The sequence below is a fragment of the Pantoea sp. MQR6 genome, from assembly GCF_022761075.1.
In the GTDB taxonomy this organism is placed as follows: domain Bacteria; phylum Pseudomonadota; class Gammaproteobacteria; order Enterobacterales; family Enterobacteriaceae; genus Pantoea; species Pantoea phytostimulans.
On sequence record NZ_JAKYXB010000001.1, the window covers coordinates 152,958 to 166,501 of the forward strand.

Here is a 13,544-nt window from a genome sequence, read left to right on the forward strand (position 1 = left end):
GAAAAGGACGCGAAGCAGGGGGGAGGGAAACGCTATCATCCACGATTTCCTGCCGTAACCTACTCTACGTGCGACATTATGGTAAATCGTGGAGAAATTGTGGAGAAAGTGTAAAACAGCCCGGTAGGTTAATTATTTCTGCTCTCCAGCCACATCACAGTAGCCGCAACGCGTGAGCGCACATCAAGTTTGCGCAGCATATTGCGGATATGTACTTTCACTGTTTCTTCAGAAATATGCAGGGTGGTAGCGATTTCTTTGTTTGATAATCCGCGCGCCACTTCCTGCAACACATCAAGTTCACGTTCTGTCAGCTGGCGAAACGGATTGGCACTGTATTGACGCGTAGCGAGATAATTTTCAACCGCTTCACTGAAAACTTTTTGCCCCTGCGCCGCCTGCATAATCTGACTAAGCAACATGTCGGGATCGCTATCCTTCAGCAGATAACCATCAGCACCCGCATCCACCATGGCGTAAATATCGCTACGGGCATCCGAAACGGTGAGCACCAAAATACGTGATGAAATCCCTTCATGGCGCAGCGCTTTTAAGGTATCCAGCCCCGACATGCCTTTCATGTTCAGGTCGAGCAGGATGACATCGGGTGTCAGGCGACGCGCTTCGGCCAGCGCTTCGGTGCCGTTATTTGCTTCGGCTACCACTTCCAGCCGAGGCTCAAGCGTCAGCAGTTGGCGGATGCCACGGCGCATGAGCGGATGATCATCCACAATCATTAAGGTCAGCATGTTTACTCCCGGTAAAAAGGCGCTGTCGTGCCTTGAACAGTCTGTTTGCGGTTACGCTTTTTATCTCGCTATTCAAGCGGATGAGGCGGACGCGGCGAAAAGCGCAACGCCACCTGTGTTCCCTGCGCTTGCGCATTGATGCTTAAGCTGCCCGATAGTCGTGCAGCCCGTTCTGCCATTGTGGTTAAGCCGTAATGTCCCGGCGGTTCATCGAGGCTGGCAATGCCGACGCCATCATCGGTGATGGTCAGCAGATGCTCACCCTCGTCGGTTCGCTGATACTCCACCGCAATTTTGCTCGCGTTAGCATGACGAATGGCGTTCACGACTGCTTCGCGTGCAATCTGCAACACGTGCACCTGCTGCTGTGCATCAAGGCTTTGTAATCCCGGCTGATAATCAAAACTGATTTGCGTATCAACCTGCTCTTGCAGCGGTAAAATCATCGCCTGCATTGCTGCGACTAAATCGGCTTGTTCGATAGTCAGACGAAAGGTCGCCAATAATTCTCGCAGCTGACGATAAACATCGGCTAGCGCACGATCAAAGTCTGCGATGATTGTATGTGCGGCATGATCAGATTTATCCACGGTGCGGCGTAACAGCGTAAGTTGGATACGTAAAAATGAAAGCCCCTGCGCCAGCGAATCATGCAGTTCGCGTGCAATAGTGGCGCGCTCCTCAATCAGCAGCATTTGTTGATATTGCTTTTGAGTTTGCCAAATCCAGATGGCGCGCCCCAACATGGCCGCCAGGCTGCGCATTAACGCTTCAGGTGGTTCGCTATCAGACGCTTGCCAGCGCAGTTCGCCAATTTGCTGCTCGTCCTGCTGCAATGGCACGCGCTGCCACGCTTTTTCGCTGCGACTCACACCCGCGCAAAACAAAAACTTGTCACTTTCCAGCCGAATTGCCTCTACCTTTTCATTCGCCAGCACGTTCGCTAGCACACTTTCAAATAGCGCGGGATGCAGCGGGCTGGCGGTCAACATTTGCGAGCTGTTGTACAGCAGCGAAAGGGTGCGATTAGCTTCGGTTAGATCGCTTGTTTTCGTCCGTACCGTGCTTTGCAGCAGCTGATAATGCGTTTGCAACCGTGATGCCATGCCGCTAAAGGTTTGCGACAGCACCTTGAGTTCATTTTCCTGCACGACATTCAGTGGAGGAAAAGCGAAATTACCGCTCTCAATGTAGCGACTGGCAGTAACCAGTGCGTTCAACGGGCCAACCACTTGCTGGCGGGTAAAACGAATCGTCATCAACGCCAGCGCCACAATGGCGATCAAGCCCACCAGACTACTGACAGCGACCAAATGCATCTTCACTTCAGCGTAATGCTGCAGTCCCAGCACGAAACGATCAATTTCGTTGACGTAAATTGCGACCTGCTGTTGGTAGAGGTTGGCATCACCCTGTTGCAGATTTTGTTGCAGCTGCGGCCAGGCGCTGCGCAGTCGGTGATAGCGATTAATGACTTCTTGCGGTACCCAAGGGCGATCAAGATTGTGTAATGCCGGTGCGTCCAGCGTCTGCTGGTAAAGAGTTAAATGATGCGCGAGCTGTTGCGGTTCACGCGTGGCGTCCCACGCCAAACGATAGCTCTGCATACGTAAAGAACCGGCCAGATTGATGGCTTCCGCGTCGCGCAGGCTGCTGGAAAGCGTGATCAGGGCCAAGCCAGTGCTCAACAGTGATAGCAGAACGATAGCGGTAAGCGCTTGGGCAATACTGCGAGTAACAGAACGTTTCACAATCACCTTAATATCCCTGGTTTGAGCGCGGGATTATAAAAGAGTCGGCGTACCGCGCCAAGCAACGCCCCGCAATATTCAGACAGACTGTTACAGGTTGTACAAAAAACAACCTAAACTGACAGTATCCAGGATTAAAAACCTGGTGGTGGTTAAAGATTAAACAAGTTTACAGTGTGACCATGTTGGCTTTCATTATGGCGCTAATAATTCATACCGTAATAACCGAAATCATCTTGCTTAGGAGCATCCCATGAAAAAACTGACTGCAGTTCTGGCCGGTGCCCTGCTGGCTTCTGCTTCATTTACAGCCCTGGCGGCCGCGCCTATTGATCGAGAGCAGGCGCAAGGCATGCAAAGTTTAGGTAGCGTTTCTGTCTCCAGTGTAAGAGGTTCTATGGATGACGCCACAGAACAACTTTCACAAAAAGCCGAAGAGATGGGCGCAAGCCATTACCGTGTTATAGGTGTTGATAATCCAGGCGATTCCAGCTTGTGGACCGGCACCGCAGAAATTTATCGTTAATCTCGATCCGCTTTCCATCCCTGTAGCTTTTACCGGCCCGCCAATGGCCGGTTTTTTTGTGCGTTAAAAACCCTTCTTACAATTCAACCTGTGCATCCCAGCGGTATATTTTGCTTCGTTCACGCAGAACGGGTAGGATTCATCGCCGTAAATTCCCGCGCCGCTTTCTTCTCACTCACAGGCTGGCGCACAGAGGAAAATACCCCATTTCGCACGGTTTAACGCAAACGATTGGTTTGCCGTGGATTGATGGTCAGGACAAACAGGAAAGCTATGAAATCTACAAAAAAATCAGCAGCCGAGATGCGCGCTGCGAAAAGACGCTGGCTGAACTCTCATGACACCGGCTACCAAAAAGCGATGGGCAACCGTCACGTTCAAATGATTGCGATTGGTGGTGCCATCGGTACCGGCTTGTTTCTCGGTGCTGGTGCGCGTTTACAAGCGGCTGGCCCTGCGTTAGCCATCATCTACTTAGTCTGCGGTATCTTCTCTTTCTTTATCTTACGTGCTTTGGGCGAACTGGTTTTACACCGTCCAAGCAGCGGCAGTTTTGTCTCTTACGCACGCGAATTCCTCGGTGAGAAAGCGTCATATGTGGCTGGCTGGATGTACTTCGTTAACTGGGCAATGACCGGTATCGTGGACATCACCGCCGTGGCGCTTTATATGCATTATTGGGGCGCGTTTGGTGATGTGCCGCAATGGGTATTTGCCCTTGGCGCGCTGGCCATTGTTGGCACCATGAATATGATTGGTGTGAAATGGTTCGCTGAAATGGAGTTCTGGTTTGCGCTGATCAAAGTGCTGGCGATCGTGGTTTTTCTGGTGGTTGGCGTGGTGTTTTTGGGCACCGGCAAACCGTTGGATGGCAATACCACTGGCTTCCATTTGATCACCGATAATGGCGGTATGTTCCCGCACGGCTTGCTGCCTGCATTGGTCTTGATTCAGGGTGTCGTTTTTGCCTTCGCTTCTATCGAGTTGGTCGGAACGGCCGCTGGCGAATGTAAAGATCCACAGACCATGCTGCCTAAAGCGATCAACAGCGTGATTTGGCGTATTGGCCTGTTCTACGTTGGCTCGGTTGTTTTACTGGTGTTATTACTGCCGTGGAATGCGTATCAGGCGGGTCAAAGCCCGTTCGTTACTTTCTTCTCGAAACTCGGTATGCCTTACATTGGTAGCATCATGAATATCGTCGTGCTGAGTGCCGCGCTGTCGAGTCTGAACTCGGGCCTCTATTCAACTGGCCGTATTCTGCGCTCTATGTCGATGGGCGGCTCGGCGCCGAAATTCATGTCAAAGATGAGTGGACAGCAAGTCCCTTACGCCGGCATTTTGGTCACCATTGGCGTTTACATCATTGGCGTGGTGCTGAACTATTATGTGCCGTCGCAGGTGTTTGAGATTGTCCTGAACATCGCTTCGCTGGGCATCATCTCTTCCTGGGCGTTTATCGTGGTGTGTCAGTTGCGCCTGCGTAAAGCGATCAAAGAGGGCAAAGCGGATGATGTTAGCTTTAAGCTGCCAGGCGCGCCGTTTACCTCGTGGCTGACGCTGCTGTTCCTGTTCAGCGTCCTGGTGTTAATGGCATTCGATTATCCAAACGGTACCTACACCATCGCCTCAATTCCGTTGATTGCTGTGGTGCTGGTGCTCGGTTGGTTTGGCGTGCGCAAGCGCGTTAATGCCATCGCTCAGACCGAACATGATCATCTGCACAGCCATGATGATGATGTTAAACCCAGCAAACTGGCCGATGAATCCTCGCACTAATTTGCGTTGATCCTCCGTTAAAGCCAGCCTTCGGGCTGGCTTTTTTGATCTCGCCTCATACTGCTTCCCCTTCCTTTGATCCACCTTCAGGAATTACTCCCTTCGAGTGATATACCCCTGTAAACCCTCGGGCTATTTTACGCGCCAACACACTGTTCATTCGACGAGGGCGCAATGGCGCTGTCACGCAGAGGATTTTTAACCGGGCAACGACGCACGAGTAGGCCGAACGGTTTCACTTTGCCTTGGTGGCGTCATCAACCCGGCTGTGATGGCTGCGCACGCTGTGTTGACGCGTGCGACACGCAAATTATTGTTCTGCTTTCTGGCAGCGAGCCGCAGATAGATTTTTCACAAGGTGAATGCACCTTTTGCGGTGCCTGCGCGGATGCTTGCCCACAGCCGTTATTCACCTTACGTGATGCTCAGCCTTGGCCACTCAAAATAAAAATTGATGAGCGCTGTATCGCTTTTCAGGGCGTGAACTGTCGCAGCTGTCAGGAGAGTTGTGAGCAGCAAGCCATCACATTCCACTTCAACAGGTTGGGCGTAGCGCAACCGGAAGTTCACCCCGAAAACTGTACCGGATGCGGCGCCTGCATCGCGCTTTGCCCGGTCTCTGCAACAGGATTAGCGCATGCGTAATGAAAATAGCTGGCATGTTTGCGGCCTGGTAATTCAGGCGCGCGCGGCGGATATCGCCGCAGTGCAGTCAGCGTTACTGGCAATGGATGACGCGGCAATCGCGGCGGCATCAGAAGAGAAAGGCTCGCTGGCCGTGACGTTGGGCGCACCCGATGCCGCCAGCCTGCTGAGAAATATTGAGTCAACGCGAGAGATTCCCGGCGTGTTAGCCGTTTCGCTGGTCTATCACCAGCAGGACGAAGAGCTGGAACAGAGTAAGGAAGCATCATGAGCTTAAGTCGTCGTGATTTTATGAAAGCTAACGCGGCGGCCGCGGCCGCGATGGCCGCCGGTTTAACCATCCCGACGGTGACGCAAGCCACGCCTGGCATGGGTGAACCGATTCGTTGGGAAAAAGCGCCGTGCCGCTTTTGTGGCACCGGCTGCGGCGTGCTGGTAGGAACGCAGAATGGTCGTGTGGTGGCCTCGCAAGGCGATCCACAAGCAGAAGTGAACCGCGGTCTGAACTGTATCAAAGGCTATTTCCTGCCCAAGATCATGTATGGAAAAGATCGTCTGACACAGCCTTTACTGCGCATGATCGACGGACGTTATGACAAGAACGGCGAGTTTTCCCCGGTTTCCTGGGATCAAGCATTCGACATCATGGAGGAAAAATTCAAAGCAGCGCTGAAAGCCAAGGGGCCAGAATCGGTAGGCATGTTCGGCTCAGGTCAGTGGACGGTATGGGAAGGTTATGCCGCCTCTAAATTGATGAAAGCCGGTTTTCGTACCAATAACCTTGATCCTAACGCGCGTCACTGCATGGCATCGGCGGTGGTGGGTTTTATGCGCACCTTCGGCATGGATGAGCCAATGGGCTGCTACGATGATATCGAACAGGCCGACGCCTTTGTGCTGTGGGGCTCAAACATGGCCGAGATGCATCCGATTCTCTGGTCACGCCTGACAGCGCGCCGCCTCAGCAATGAAAACGTCAAAGTGGCGGTGCTTTCAACTTACCGTCACCGCAGCTTTGAATTAGCCGACAATGCGATGGTCTTTACGCCGCAGACCGATCTGGTGATCATGAATTTCATCGCCAACTACATCATTCAAACCAATCGGGTCGACAAAGATTTCCTGGCACGTCACGTCACCTTACGTAAAGGCGCAACGGATATCGGCTACGGTTTGCGTCCTGGCGATCCACGTCAAAGCACGGCAAAAAACCCGGACAGCGGTGATTCAACGCCGATCAACTTTGATCAATTTGCCCGACACGTCTCCGAATATACCGTTGAGAAAGCCAGCCAGATGAGCGGCGTGGAGCAGGATCAACTGCTGGCATTGGCTGAACTTTATGCCGATCCAAACGTGAAAGTGGTTTCATACTGGACCATGGGTTTCAACCAGCACACGCGCGGTGTCTGGGCAAATAACCTCTGCTACAACCTGCATTTGCTGACCGGTAAAATCTCGCGTCCCGGCACCGGCCCGTTCTCGCTGACCGGCCAGCCCTCCGCCTGCGGTACAGCGCGTGAAGTGGGTACGTTTTCCCATCGGCTGCCCGCTGATATGGTGGTGAACAATGATAAGCACCGGGCGCTGGCTGAAAAGCTGTGGAAGCTGCCGAGCGGCACCATTCCCGCCAAAATCGGTTTACATGCAGTGGCGCAAGATCGCGCACTGAAAGATGGCAAGCTCAACGCCTATTGGTCAATGTGTAACAACAACATGCAGGCCGGGCCAAACCTCACCGAAGATCGCATGCCAGGTTGGCGCGATCCGCAAAACTTCGTAGTTGTCTCCGATCCTTATCCCACCGTCAGCGCCTTATCTGCGGACCTCATTTTGCCTACCGCAATGTGGGTAGAAAAAGAGGGCGCGTATGGCAACGCCGAGCGCCGCACGCAGTTTTGGCATCAGCAGGTCAAAGCGCCGGGCGAAGCAAAATCTGATCTCTGGCAGATCGTGAATTTCTCTAAACGCTTCAGGTTAGAAGAGGTGTGGCCGGAAGAACTGCTGGCGCAGGATCCCAGTCTGCGTGGCAAAACACTTTATGACGTGCTTTACGCAAATGGTCAGGTTGACCGGTTTCCGCTGAGTGAAGTGGCAGACGATCGCCTGAATGATGAAGCGCGTGCGTTTGGCTTCTATCTGCAAAAAGGCTTGTTTGAAGAGTACGCCAGCTTTGGTCGCGGTCATGGTCACGACCTTGCGCCGTTCGATGCTTATCACGAAGCACGTGGCTTGCGCTGGCCCGTGGTGGAGGGAAAAGAGACCCGCTGGCGCTACCGCGAAGGTTACGACAGCTACGTGAAAACCGGTGAAAGCGTGCGTTTTTATGGCCAGCCAGACGGCAAAGCGGTGATTTTTGCGCTGCCGTACGAGCCACCAGCGGAAATGCCGGATGAGGAATACAACTTATGGTTCTGTACCGGTCGCGTGCTGGAGCACTGGCATACCGGCACCATGACGCGCCGCGTGCCGGAGTTGCATCGCGCTGTGCCGGAAGCGCTGCTTTACATTCATCCGCTGGATGCGAAATCGCGCGGTTTACGCCGTGGCGAGCAGGTGCGTGTGGTTTCACGTCGCGGGGAAACTTTCGCTCATGTGGAAACGCGGGGTCGTAACCAACCGCCGCAGGGGCTGGTTTTCATGCCGTTTTTTGATGCGGGTGTGATGGCGAACAACATTACGCTGGACGCGACCGATCCGCTCTCAAAACAGAACGATTATAAAAAATGCGCCGTTAAGCTGGTTAAAATTTAAGGCAGGACGCAATGAAAACGATCATTACCTTTATCACTCTTGCCGCCCTGATACTGGGCGGCGCAGTCTGGGCTAACGAAAGCGCCGATCTCTCCTCCTCGCCGGAAGTTAACGCTGGGCACCGTGGCGCGATTTTTCAGCCGAAGCAGCAGGGCAGAATGCCACTAAACTATGTTAACCAACCGCCGGTGATCCCGCACAGCGTGGAAGGTTATCAGGTAACGAAGAATGTGAACCGTTGCCTGCAATGTCACGGTACACAAAGTTATCTCACCACCGGTGCGCCGCGTGTCAGCCCAACGCACTTCACCGATCGCGACGGCAGCGTAAGCAGCAGTGTATCGCCGCGTCGCTACTTCTGTTTGCAGTGCCATGTACCGCAAACCGATGCCAAGCCGATTGTCGAAAACAGCTTCCGGCCTGCCGCCGGTTTTGGCCGGTGAGGCGAGGATGAAACAGCGACTTTTACGCCTGTGGCGCTGGTGGCGACGTCCAAGTCGTCTTGCGCTTGGCACTTTACTGCTGATTGGCTTTGGCGCAGGCATCCTCTTCTGGGGCGGCTTCAATACCGGCATGGAATTGACCAACCGCGAGCAGTTCTGTATCGGCTGTCATGAGATGCGCAACAACGTTTATCAGGAATATATGCAAACGGTACATTACAACAACCGCAGCGGTGTACGCGCAACCTGCCCGGATTGCCACGTGCCGCATGAATGGGGCCCGAAAATGATCCGTAAAATTCAGGCGAGCAAAGAGGTTTATGCCAAGATTTTTGGCCTGATTGATACCCCACAGAAGTTTGAGGATCACCGTATCAAGTTGGCGCAGAACGAATGGCGCAGAATGAAGAACAACAACTCGCAGGAGTGTCGAAACTGCCACAACTTCGATTACATGGATTTCACCCAGCAGAAAACCGTTGCGTCGAAAATGCATGCTAAAGCGGTAGAAACCGGGCAAACCTGTATCGACTGTCACAAAGGCATCGCGCACCACTTGCCAGATATGAAAGATCAGCCAAACGGCTTTTAACCTCATTAGCGCACCGCCGCTCGCGGTGCGCTAAATTCTCTTTCAGCACCAGTTTCAGATAGTTTTCTGAACTGTACCGTCCTATGATGTCAGGCTCCCCTTAAAGACGTAGCGGAGACCTCATGTCGTTAAAGATCAATATCATCAAAGATAAGTTGCTGTCTGAGAACTGGTTTGTTCTGCGCAACTTCACCTATGAACTCACCGATAAAAAAGGTGAAGTGCTGCGCCACAAACGCGAAGTTTACGACCGAGGCAATGGCGCCACAATTCTGCTCTACAACCGTGATAAAAACAGTGTGGTGCTGACGCGCCAGTTTCGCATCGCGACCTACATCAACGGTAATGAAAGCGGCATGCTGATTGAAGCCTGCGCAGGATTACTCGATGACGATTCGCCGGAAGATTGCATTCGTAAAGAGGCGATAGAAGAAACCGGTTACGCGGTGGGCCAGGTAGAAAAACTCTATGCCTGCTATATGTCGCCGGGCGGCGTAACGGAACTGATTCATTTCTTTGCCGCTGAATATAATGATTCGCTGCGCGACAACGCGGGCGGCGGCGTAGAAGATGAAGATATTGATGTGTTGGAAATGACATTCCCTGATGCACTCGCGATGGTGAAAGATGGGCGCATCCGCGACGGCAAAACCATCATGCTATTGCAGCACGCCCAGATTGCGGGCTGGCTTAAGCCTTAACATCTTCGGCCAGCAGATTAGGTTGGCATTCCGGATGCGCGTGCAGACGCGACAAGGCTTCCGCGTAGGACGGCATAGAATGTGCCGCGCCTGCGCGCTCTACGCACACCGAAGCAAACGCCGCCGCAAATAAAGCCGCCTGTTCCAGCGATTCGCCCGCCGCCAAACGTGCAGCAAGCGCACCGTTAAATGCATCACCTGCACCGGTAGTGTCCTGCGGCGTGGCGGGAAACAGGGGTATACGTAACTGCTGTGTTTCCGTAGAAAGCAGCGCGCCTGCGGTACCCAAAGTAATGATCACCTGACGCGCACCTTTGCGATGCAATATTTCTGCGGCGCGTTGTGCACAGGAGATATCGGTTATCGTCACGCCTGTTAACAGCGTCGCTTCCGTGCTGTTGGGCGTCAGTAAATCAACCTTGGCGAGCAGCCTGTCGCTGATCTTCTGAAACGGTGCTGGATTCAGAATGACAAACGTGTTCGCTGCACGGGCATTATCAATCATGCGGGTTATTGCACTAAGATTATTCTCCAGCTGCACCAAGAGAATATCTGCCGCGGCTACCGTTGGCTGGCAGCGCGTCACTTCGGCGGCGGACACGGTTAAATTCGCGCCCGGATAAACCGAAATCATATTTTCCGCATCGTTACCGGCGACATAAATCAACGCATTGCCGGTGGGTTTTTCTTTACACGTAAACAGTGTAATCGCATCAAAGCCGGTCTTTTCCAGATGGCGTCGGGCAAACGTGCCAAAATCATCATTGCCGACTTTACCGATGTAATGCACCCGAGCGCCTGCCCGCAACGCGGCGGTAGCCTGATTTGCGCCTTTACCGCCGGGCCCCATCATGCTGTGTTGCGCAATCAGTGATTCACCCGGCAGCGGAAAGCGCGTCATACCGGCGACAACATCAAGGTTGAACGATCCAAAAACACAGACTTTGCCTTTCATTCTTCACTCCTGAAGCGCCGTTCGGCTGCGAGGCAGGCGCCACGACAACCGGTATGATCGGTAGCATGGCTGAAAATAATCTTCAGACCCTCGCGTGTTACCGGTGGACGCAGATGTTGCTGAATACGGCTGCGCAAGCTAGCCAGCGGGAAATCTGTCATCGACAGCACGCCACCGCCAAGAATCAGATATTCTGGATCGAGAATATTCATCTCAGTAGCAATGAGTTCCGCTAAGCGTTGCACAAACGCCTGCAAATCCGGGTGAGCGCCCTGTAGGGTGAACAGTTGCGACATGTCGGTTTCAGCCGCATATTTAGCGGCCCAGCGGCTCAGCCAATGCCCGGAGGTTAAGGTTTCCGCGCATCCCATGTTGCCGCAAGGGCAGGGCAGGGAATTACCGGACAACGGCACATGCCCCAATTCTCCTGCGCCACCATGATGACCGTGATAAAACCGACCTTCCAGCCACAAGCTGTTACCCATACCCGTACCGGGATACAAACCTACCGCGCAGTTTGGCACGGGATCGAGCTGCATTAAATCCCATAGCATCAGGTGGTTAACGTCTTTATCCATTGCCACTGGAACCTTTAGCCTGTGACTGAGCATGGCGGCAACCGGCTGGTTATCCAGCGCCTGAATAAAGGGCAGTGAAATAACCTGCTGCCGGTCGCGACTGAGAATGCCGGGTAAACCGAGCATCACACCGCTAACCGGCTGCTGTTCTAAGGTTTCACTGATGACATTGCCCAGCGCGGCGAGCGCATCCGGTTGTTGCGCCCAGCTGGCGGTGGACACTTTACGAAAGCCGGACCATGCCCGACCTTCTTCCATCAGCTGCAAGCGTGTACTGGTGCCGCCAATGTCAATGCCAAGCCAGCGTGATTTCATGCCGACTCCTGCTGCAAGCCCTGCGCCGTATCGATACTGTCACGCATCATGGTCCAGGCGGTAGCGAGATCGTCATGAATAGTAAACAGGCCGGATGTGCCGACAATGAGCACTTCTGCACCTGCGTCCAGCAAAGTGCTATAGGTGCGTTGATTACAGGAGCCATCAATTTCAATTAAATAGCGATGGCCATGCGCCAGCTTCAGCGCTTTTAGCTCCTGAATTTTTTGCACCATTTCTGGAATGAAAGGCTGCCCGGCGTAGCCCGGATCGACGGTCATCACGGTGATCTTGTCGAGCAGATGAATGTAGTGATGAATAAACGAAACCGGTGTGGCCGGGTTCAGTACGATACCCACTTTTTTTCCCAGGCTACGGATGTGATTAATCACTCGAAACGCGTCGCGGTTGATGGTCTCAGCGTGTGGGCAAATATAATCTGCCCCGGCTTTGGCCACGGCTTCGATAAAATCGTTGGGATGCTCCACCATTAAATGCACATCAATGGCTACTGGCGTATGGGGGCGAATCTGCTCAATGAAAAACGGCGACAGCGTAATATTTTTTACGTAGTGACCATCCATAATGTCAACGTGCAGGAAGTCTGCTCGCGAGTTCAACACAGACAATTGCTGCTTGATCTCCATTAAATTCATGCACATCAATGACGGAGAGATTTGAATACGCATCATACTTCCTTTTTGTGAGTCAGAGGATTTAACGCCGTGCTCAGCAGTTTGCTGCGCTTAACGGCACGGCTTTCATTGAGTCGGGCTTTACCCTGTTTAAAGGCCAGCACCACGATTAACACCGCTCCCCACATGGCGAGGCTGACGTGCTGGCTGATGTTCATTAAGTTGAAGCCGGTAGAGAGGATTTGCAGTGCAACCAGTGCCAGCACCACGCCGGTGACGCGTCCGAATCCGCCGTTGGGATCGGTGCCGCCGAGGATGATGGCCAGCACGGTCAGCAATAAGTAGGCGTCGCCGTAACCCATTCGCGCCGAATTGAAGCGTGCCATCATGATCAGCCCCGCCAGCACGCACAGCAGGCTAGAAATGACGTACACCAGCACCACCATGCGATGCGTATTCACGCCACTAAACCAGGTGGCGTTGATATTGCTGCCACCCATGTAAATGCATTTACCTGCACGGGTTTTACCAAGGAACAGAGCCAGCAGCGCGGCGGCAATCAGGAATACCCACAGCGGCAACGGCACGCCCAGCAAGGTGTTGGAACCCAAGGCGCGCACCACGGCGGGCATACCGCTTACCGCTGCACCTTTGGTCAGCCAAATACCAATGCCGTTGATGGTCATCATGGTGGCGAGCGTAACCAGAATCGGATGAGCGCCAATACGCGTTACCATCACGCCAGTTATCACGCCAATCACAAGGGCGATGATCATCGCGCCAATCACCGCCAGCGCCAGCCATAACAGTTGCTGACCTGTGCTGGCACCCTCTGGCAGCATGCTCAACAGCACCCACGCAATAAATAAGCTGGTCAGGTTGGCGGTGGTAATAATCGCCAGATTCAGGCCACCACTTAAAATGGCGATGAACATGGCCAGCGTCAGCAAGCCCAGCTCCGGCAGCTGAAACGCCATGCTGAGGAAGGTCGAGTCAGTCAGAAAACGGCCCGGCAGCAAGATACTGAACAGCGCCAGTGCAAACGCGATCAGTAACATCAGTCCAATATTGGTGCCGTCCGGTTTCAATGCCGATAACGATGCAGAAAATCTTTTCATAGC

At 53.3% G+C, this 13,544-nt stretch carries 14 protein-coding genes; 8 read left to right on the forward strand and 6 right to left on the reverse strand.

Features of this window, described 5'->3' with window-relative positions:
• Nucleotides 1–128: 128 nt before the first annotated feature.
• Complete coding sequence (locus MUG06_RS00680; protein WP_215845921.1) at nt 129–749, reverse strand: response regulator; 621 nt, start codon at nt 747–749, stop codon at nt 129–131.
• A 68-nt stretch (nt 750–817) separates the two neighbouring features.
• Nucleotides 818–2,506: a nitrate/nitrite two-component system sensor histidine kinase NarQ gene (gene narQ, locus MUG06_RS00685; RefSeq protein WP_243077430.1), complete on the reverse strand. Its 1,689-nt coding sequence runs from the start codon at nt 2,504–2,506 to the stop codon at nt 818–820.
• Between the two features lie 247 nt (nt 2,507–2,753).
• Here narQ and MUG06_RS00690 point away from each other — a divergent pair, with 247 nt between their 5' ends.
• From MUG06_RS00690 to nudK, 8 genes are all read left to right on the forward strand, one after another.
• The gene (locus MUG06_RS00690; RefSeq protein WP_215845924.1) at nt 2,754–3,026 is read left to right on the forward strand and encodes a YdgH/BhsA/McbA-like domain containing protein; all 273 of its coding nucleotides are present in this window, start codon (nt 2,754–2,756) and stop codon (nt 3,024–3,026) included.
• A gap of 273 nt (nt 3,027–3,299) precedes the next feature.
• Nucleotides 3,300–4,805: an L-asparagine permease gene (gene ansP, locus MUG06_RS00695; protein WP_243077431.1), complete on the forward strand. Its 1,506-nt coding sequence runs from the start codon at nt 3,300–3,302 to the stop codon at nt 4,803–4,805.
• Nucleotides 4,806–4,979: 174 nt separating this feature from the next.
• Nucleotides 4,980–5,450, forward strand: a complete 471-nt coding sequence (gene napF, locus MUG06_RS00700) for a ferredoxin-type protein NapF (RefSeq protein WP_243077432.1) — start codon at nt 4,980–4,982, stop codon at nt 5,448–5,450.
• A complete protein-coding gene (locus tag MUG06_RS00705; RefSeq protein ID WP_215845928.1) occupies nt 5,443–5,721 on the forward strand; it encodes a chaperone NapD in 279 nt (92 codons plus the stop codon). The genes napF and MUG06_RS00705 overlap by 8 nt, the downstream gene beginning before the upstream one ends.
• Nucleotides 5,718–8,204, forward strand: a complete 2,487-nt coding sequence (napA, locus tag MUG06_RS00710) for a nitrate reductase catalytic subunit NapA (protein ID WP_243077433.1) — start codon at nt 5,718–5,720, stop codon at nt 8,202–8,204. The genes MUG06_RS00705 and napA overlap by 4 nt, the downstream gene beginning before the upstream one ends.
• Nucleotides 8,205–8,215: 11 nt before the next feature.
• A complete protein-coding gene (napB, locus tag MUG06_RS00715; RefSeq protein ID WP_243077434.1) occupies nt 8,216–8,647 on the forward strand; it encodes a nitrate reductase cytochrome c-type subunit in 432 nt (143 codons plus the stop codon).
• A 7-nt stretch (nt 8,648–8,654) separates the two neighbouring features.
• Complete coding sequence (napC, locus tag MUG06_RS00720) at nt 8,655–9,239, forward strand: cytochrome c-type protein NapC (protein WP_215845933.1); 585 nt, start codon at nt 8,655–8,657, stop codon at nt 9,237–9,239.
• Between the two features lie 122 nt (nt 9,240–9,361).
• On the forward strand, nt 9,362–9,940 hold the full coding sequence (gene nudK, locus MUG06_RS00725) for a GDP-mannose pyrophosphatase NudK (RefSeq protein ID WP_215845934.1): 579 nt from the start codon (nt 9,362–9,364) through the stop codon (nt 9,938–9,940).
• Here the strand turns inward: nudK and MUG06_RS00730 are convergent.
• The 4 genes from MUG06_RS00730 to MUG06_RS00745 are packed head-to-tail and all read right to left on the reverse strand — an operon-like array spanning nt 9,930 to nt 13,541.
• Nucleotides 9,930–10,895 carry a ribokinase gene (locus MUG06_RS00730; protein ID WP_243077435.1) on the reverse strand — a complete coding sequence of 322 codons (966 nt, stop codon included), beginning with the start codon at nt 10,893–10,895 and terminating at the stop codon, nt 9,930–9,932. The genes nudK and MUG06_RS00730 overlap by 11 nt on opposite strands.
• A complete protein-coding gene (gene alsK, locus MUG06_RS00735) occupies nt 10,892–11,788 on the reverse strand; it encodes an allose kinase (RefSeq protein WP_243077436.1) in 897 nt (298 codons plus the stop codon). The genes MUG06_RS00730 and alsK overlap by 4 nt, the downstream gene beginning before the upstream one ends.
• A complete protein-coding gene (alsE, locus tag MUG06_RS00740) occupies nt 11,785–12,477 on the reverse strand; it encodes a D-allulose 6-phosphate 3-epimerase (protein ID WP_243077437.1) in 693 nt (230 codons plus the stop codon). The genes alsK and alsE overlap by 4 nt, the downstream gene beginning before the upstream one ends.
• Nucleotides 12,477–13,541, reverse strand: a complete 1,065-nt coding sequence (locus tag MUG06_RS00745; RefSeq protein ID WP_243077438.1) for an ABC transporter permease — start codon at nt 13,539–13,541, stop codon at nt 12,477–12,479. The genes alsE and MUG06_RS00745 overlap by 1 nt, the downstream gene beginning before the upstream one ends.
• Nucleotides 13,542–13,544 lie beyond the last annotated feature (3 nt).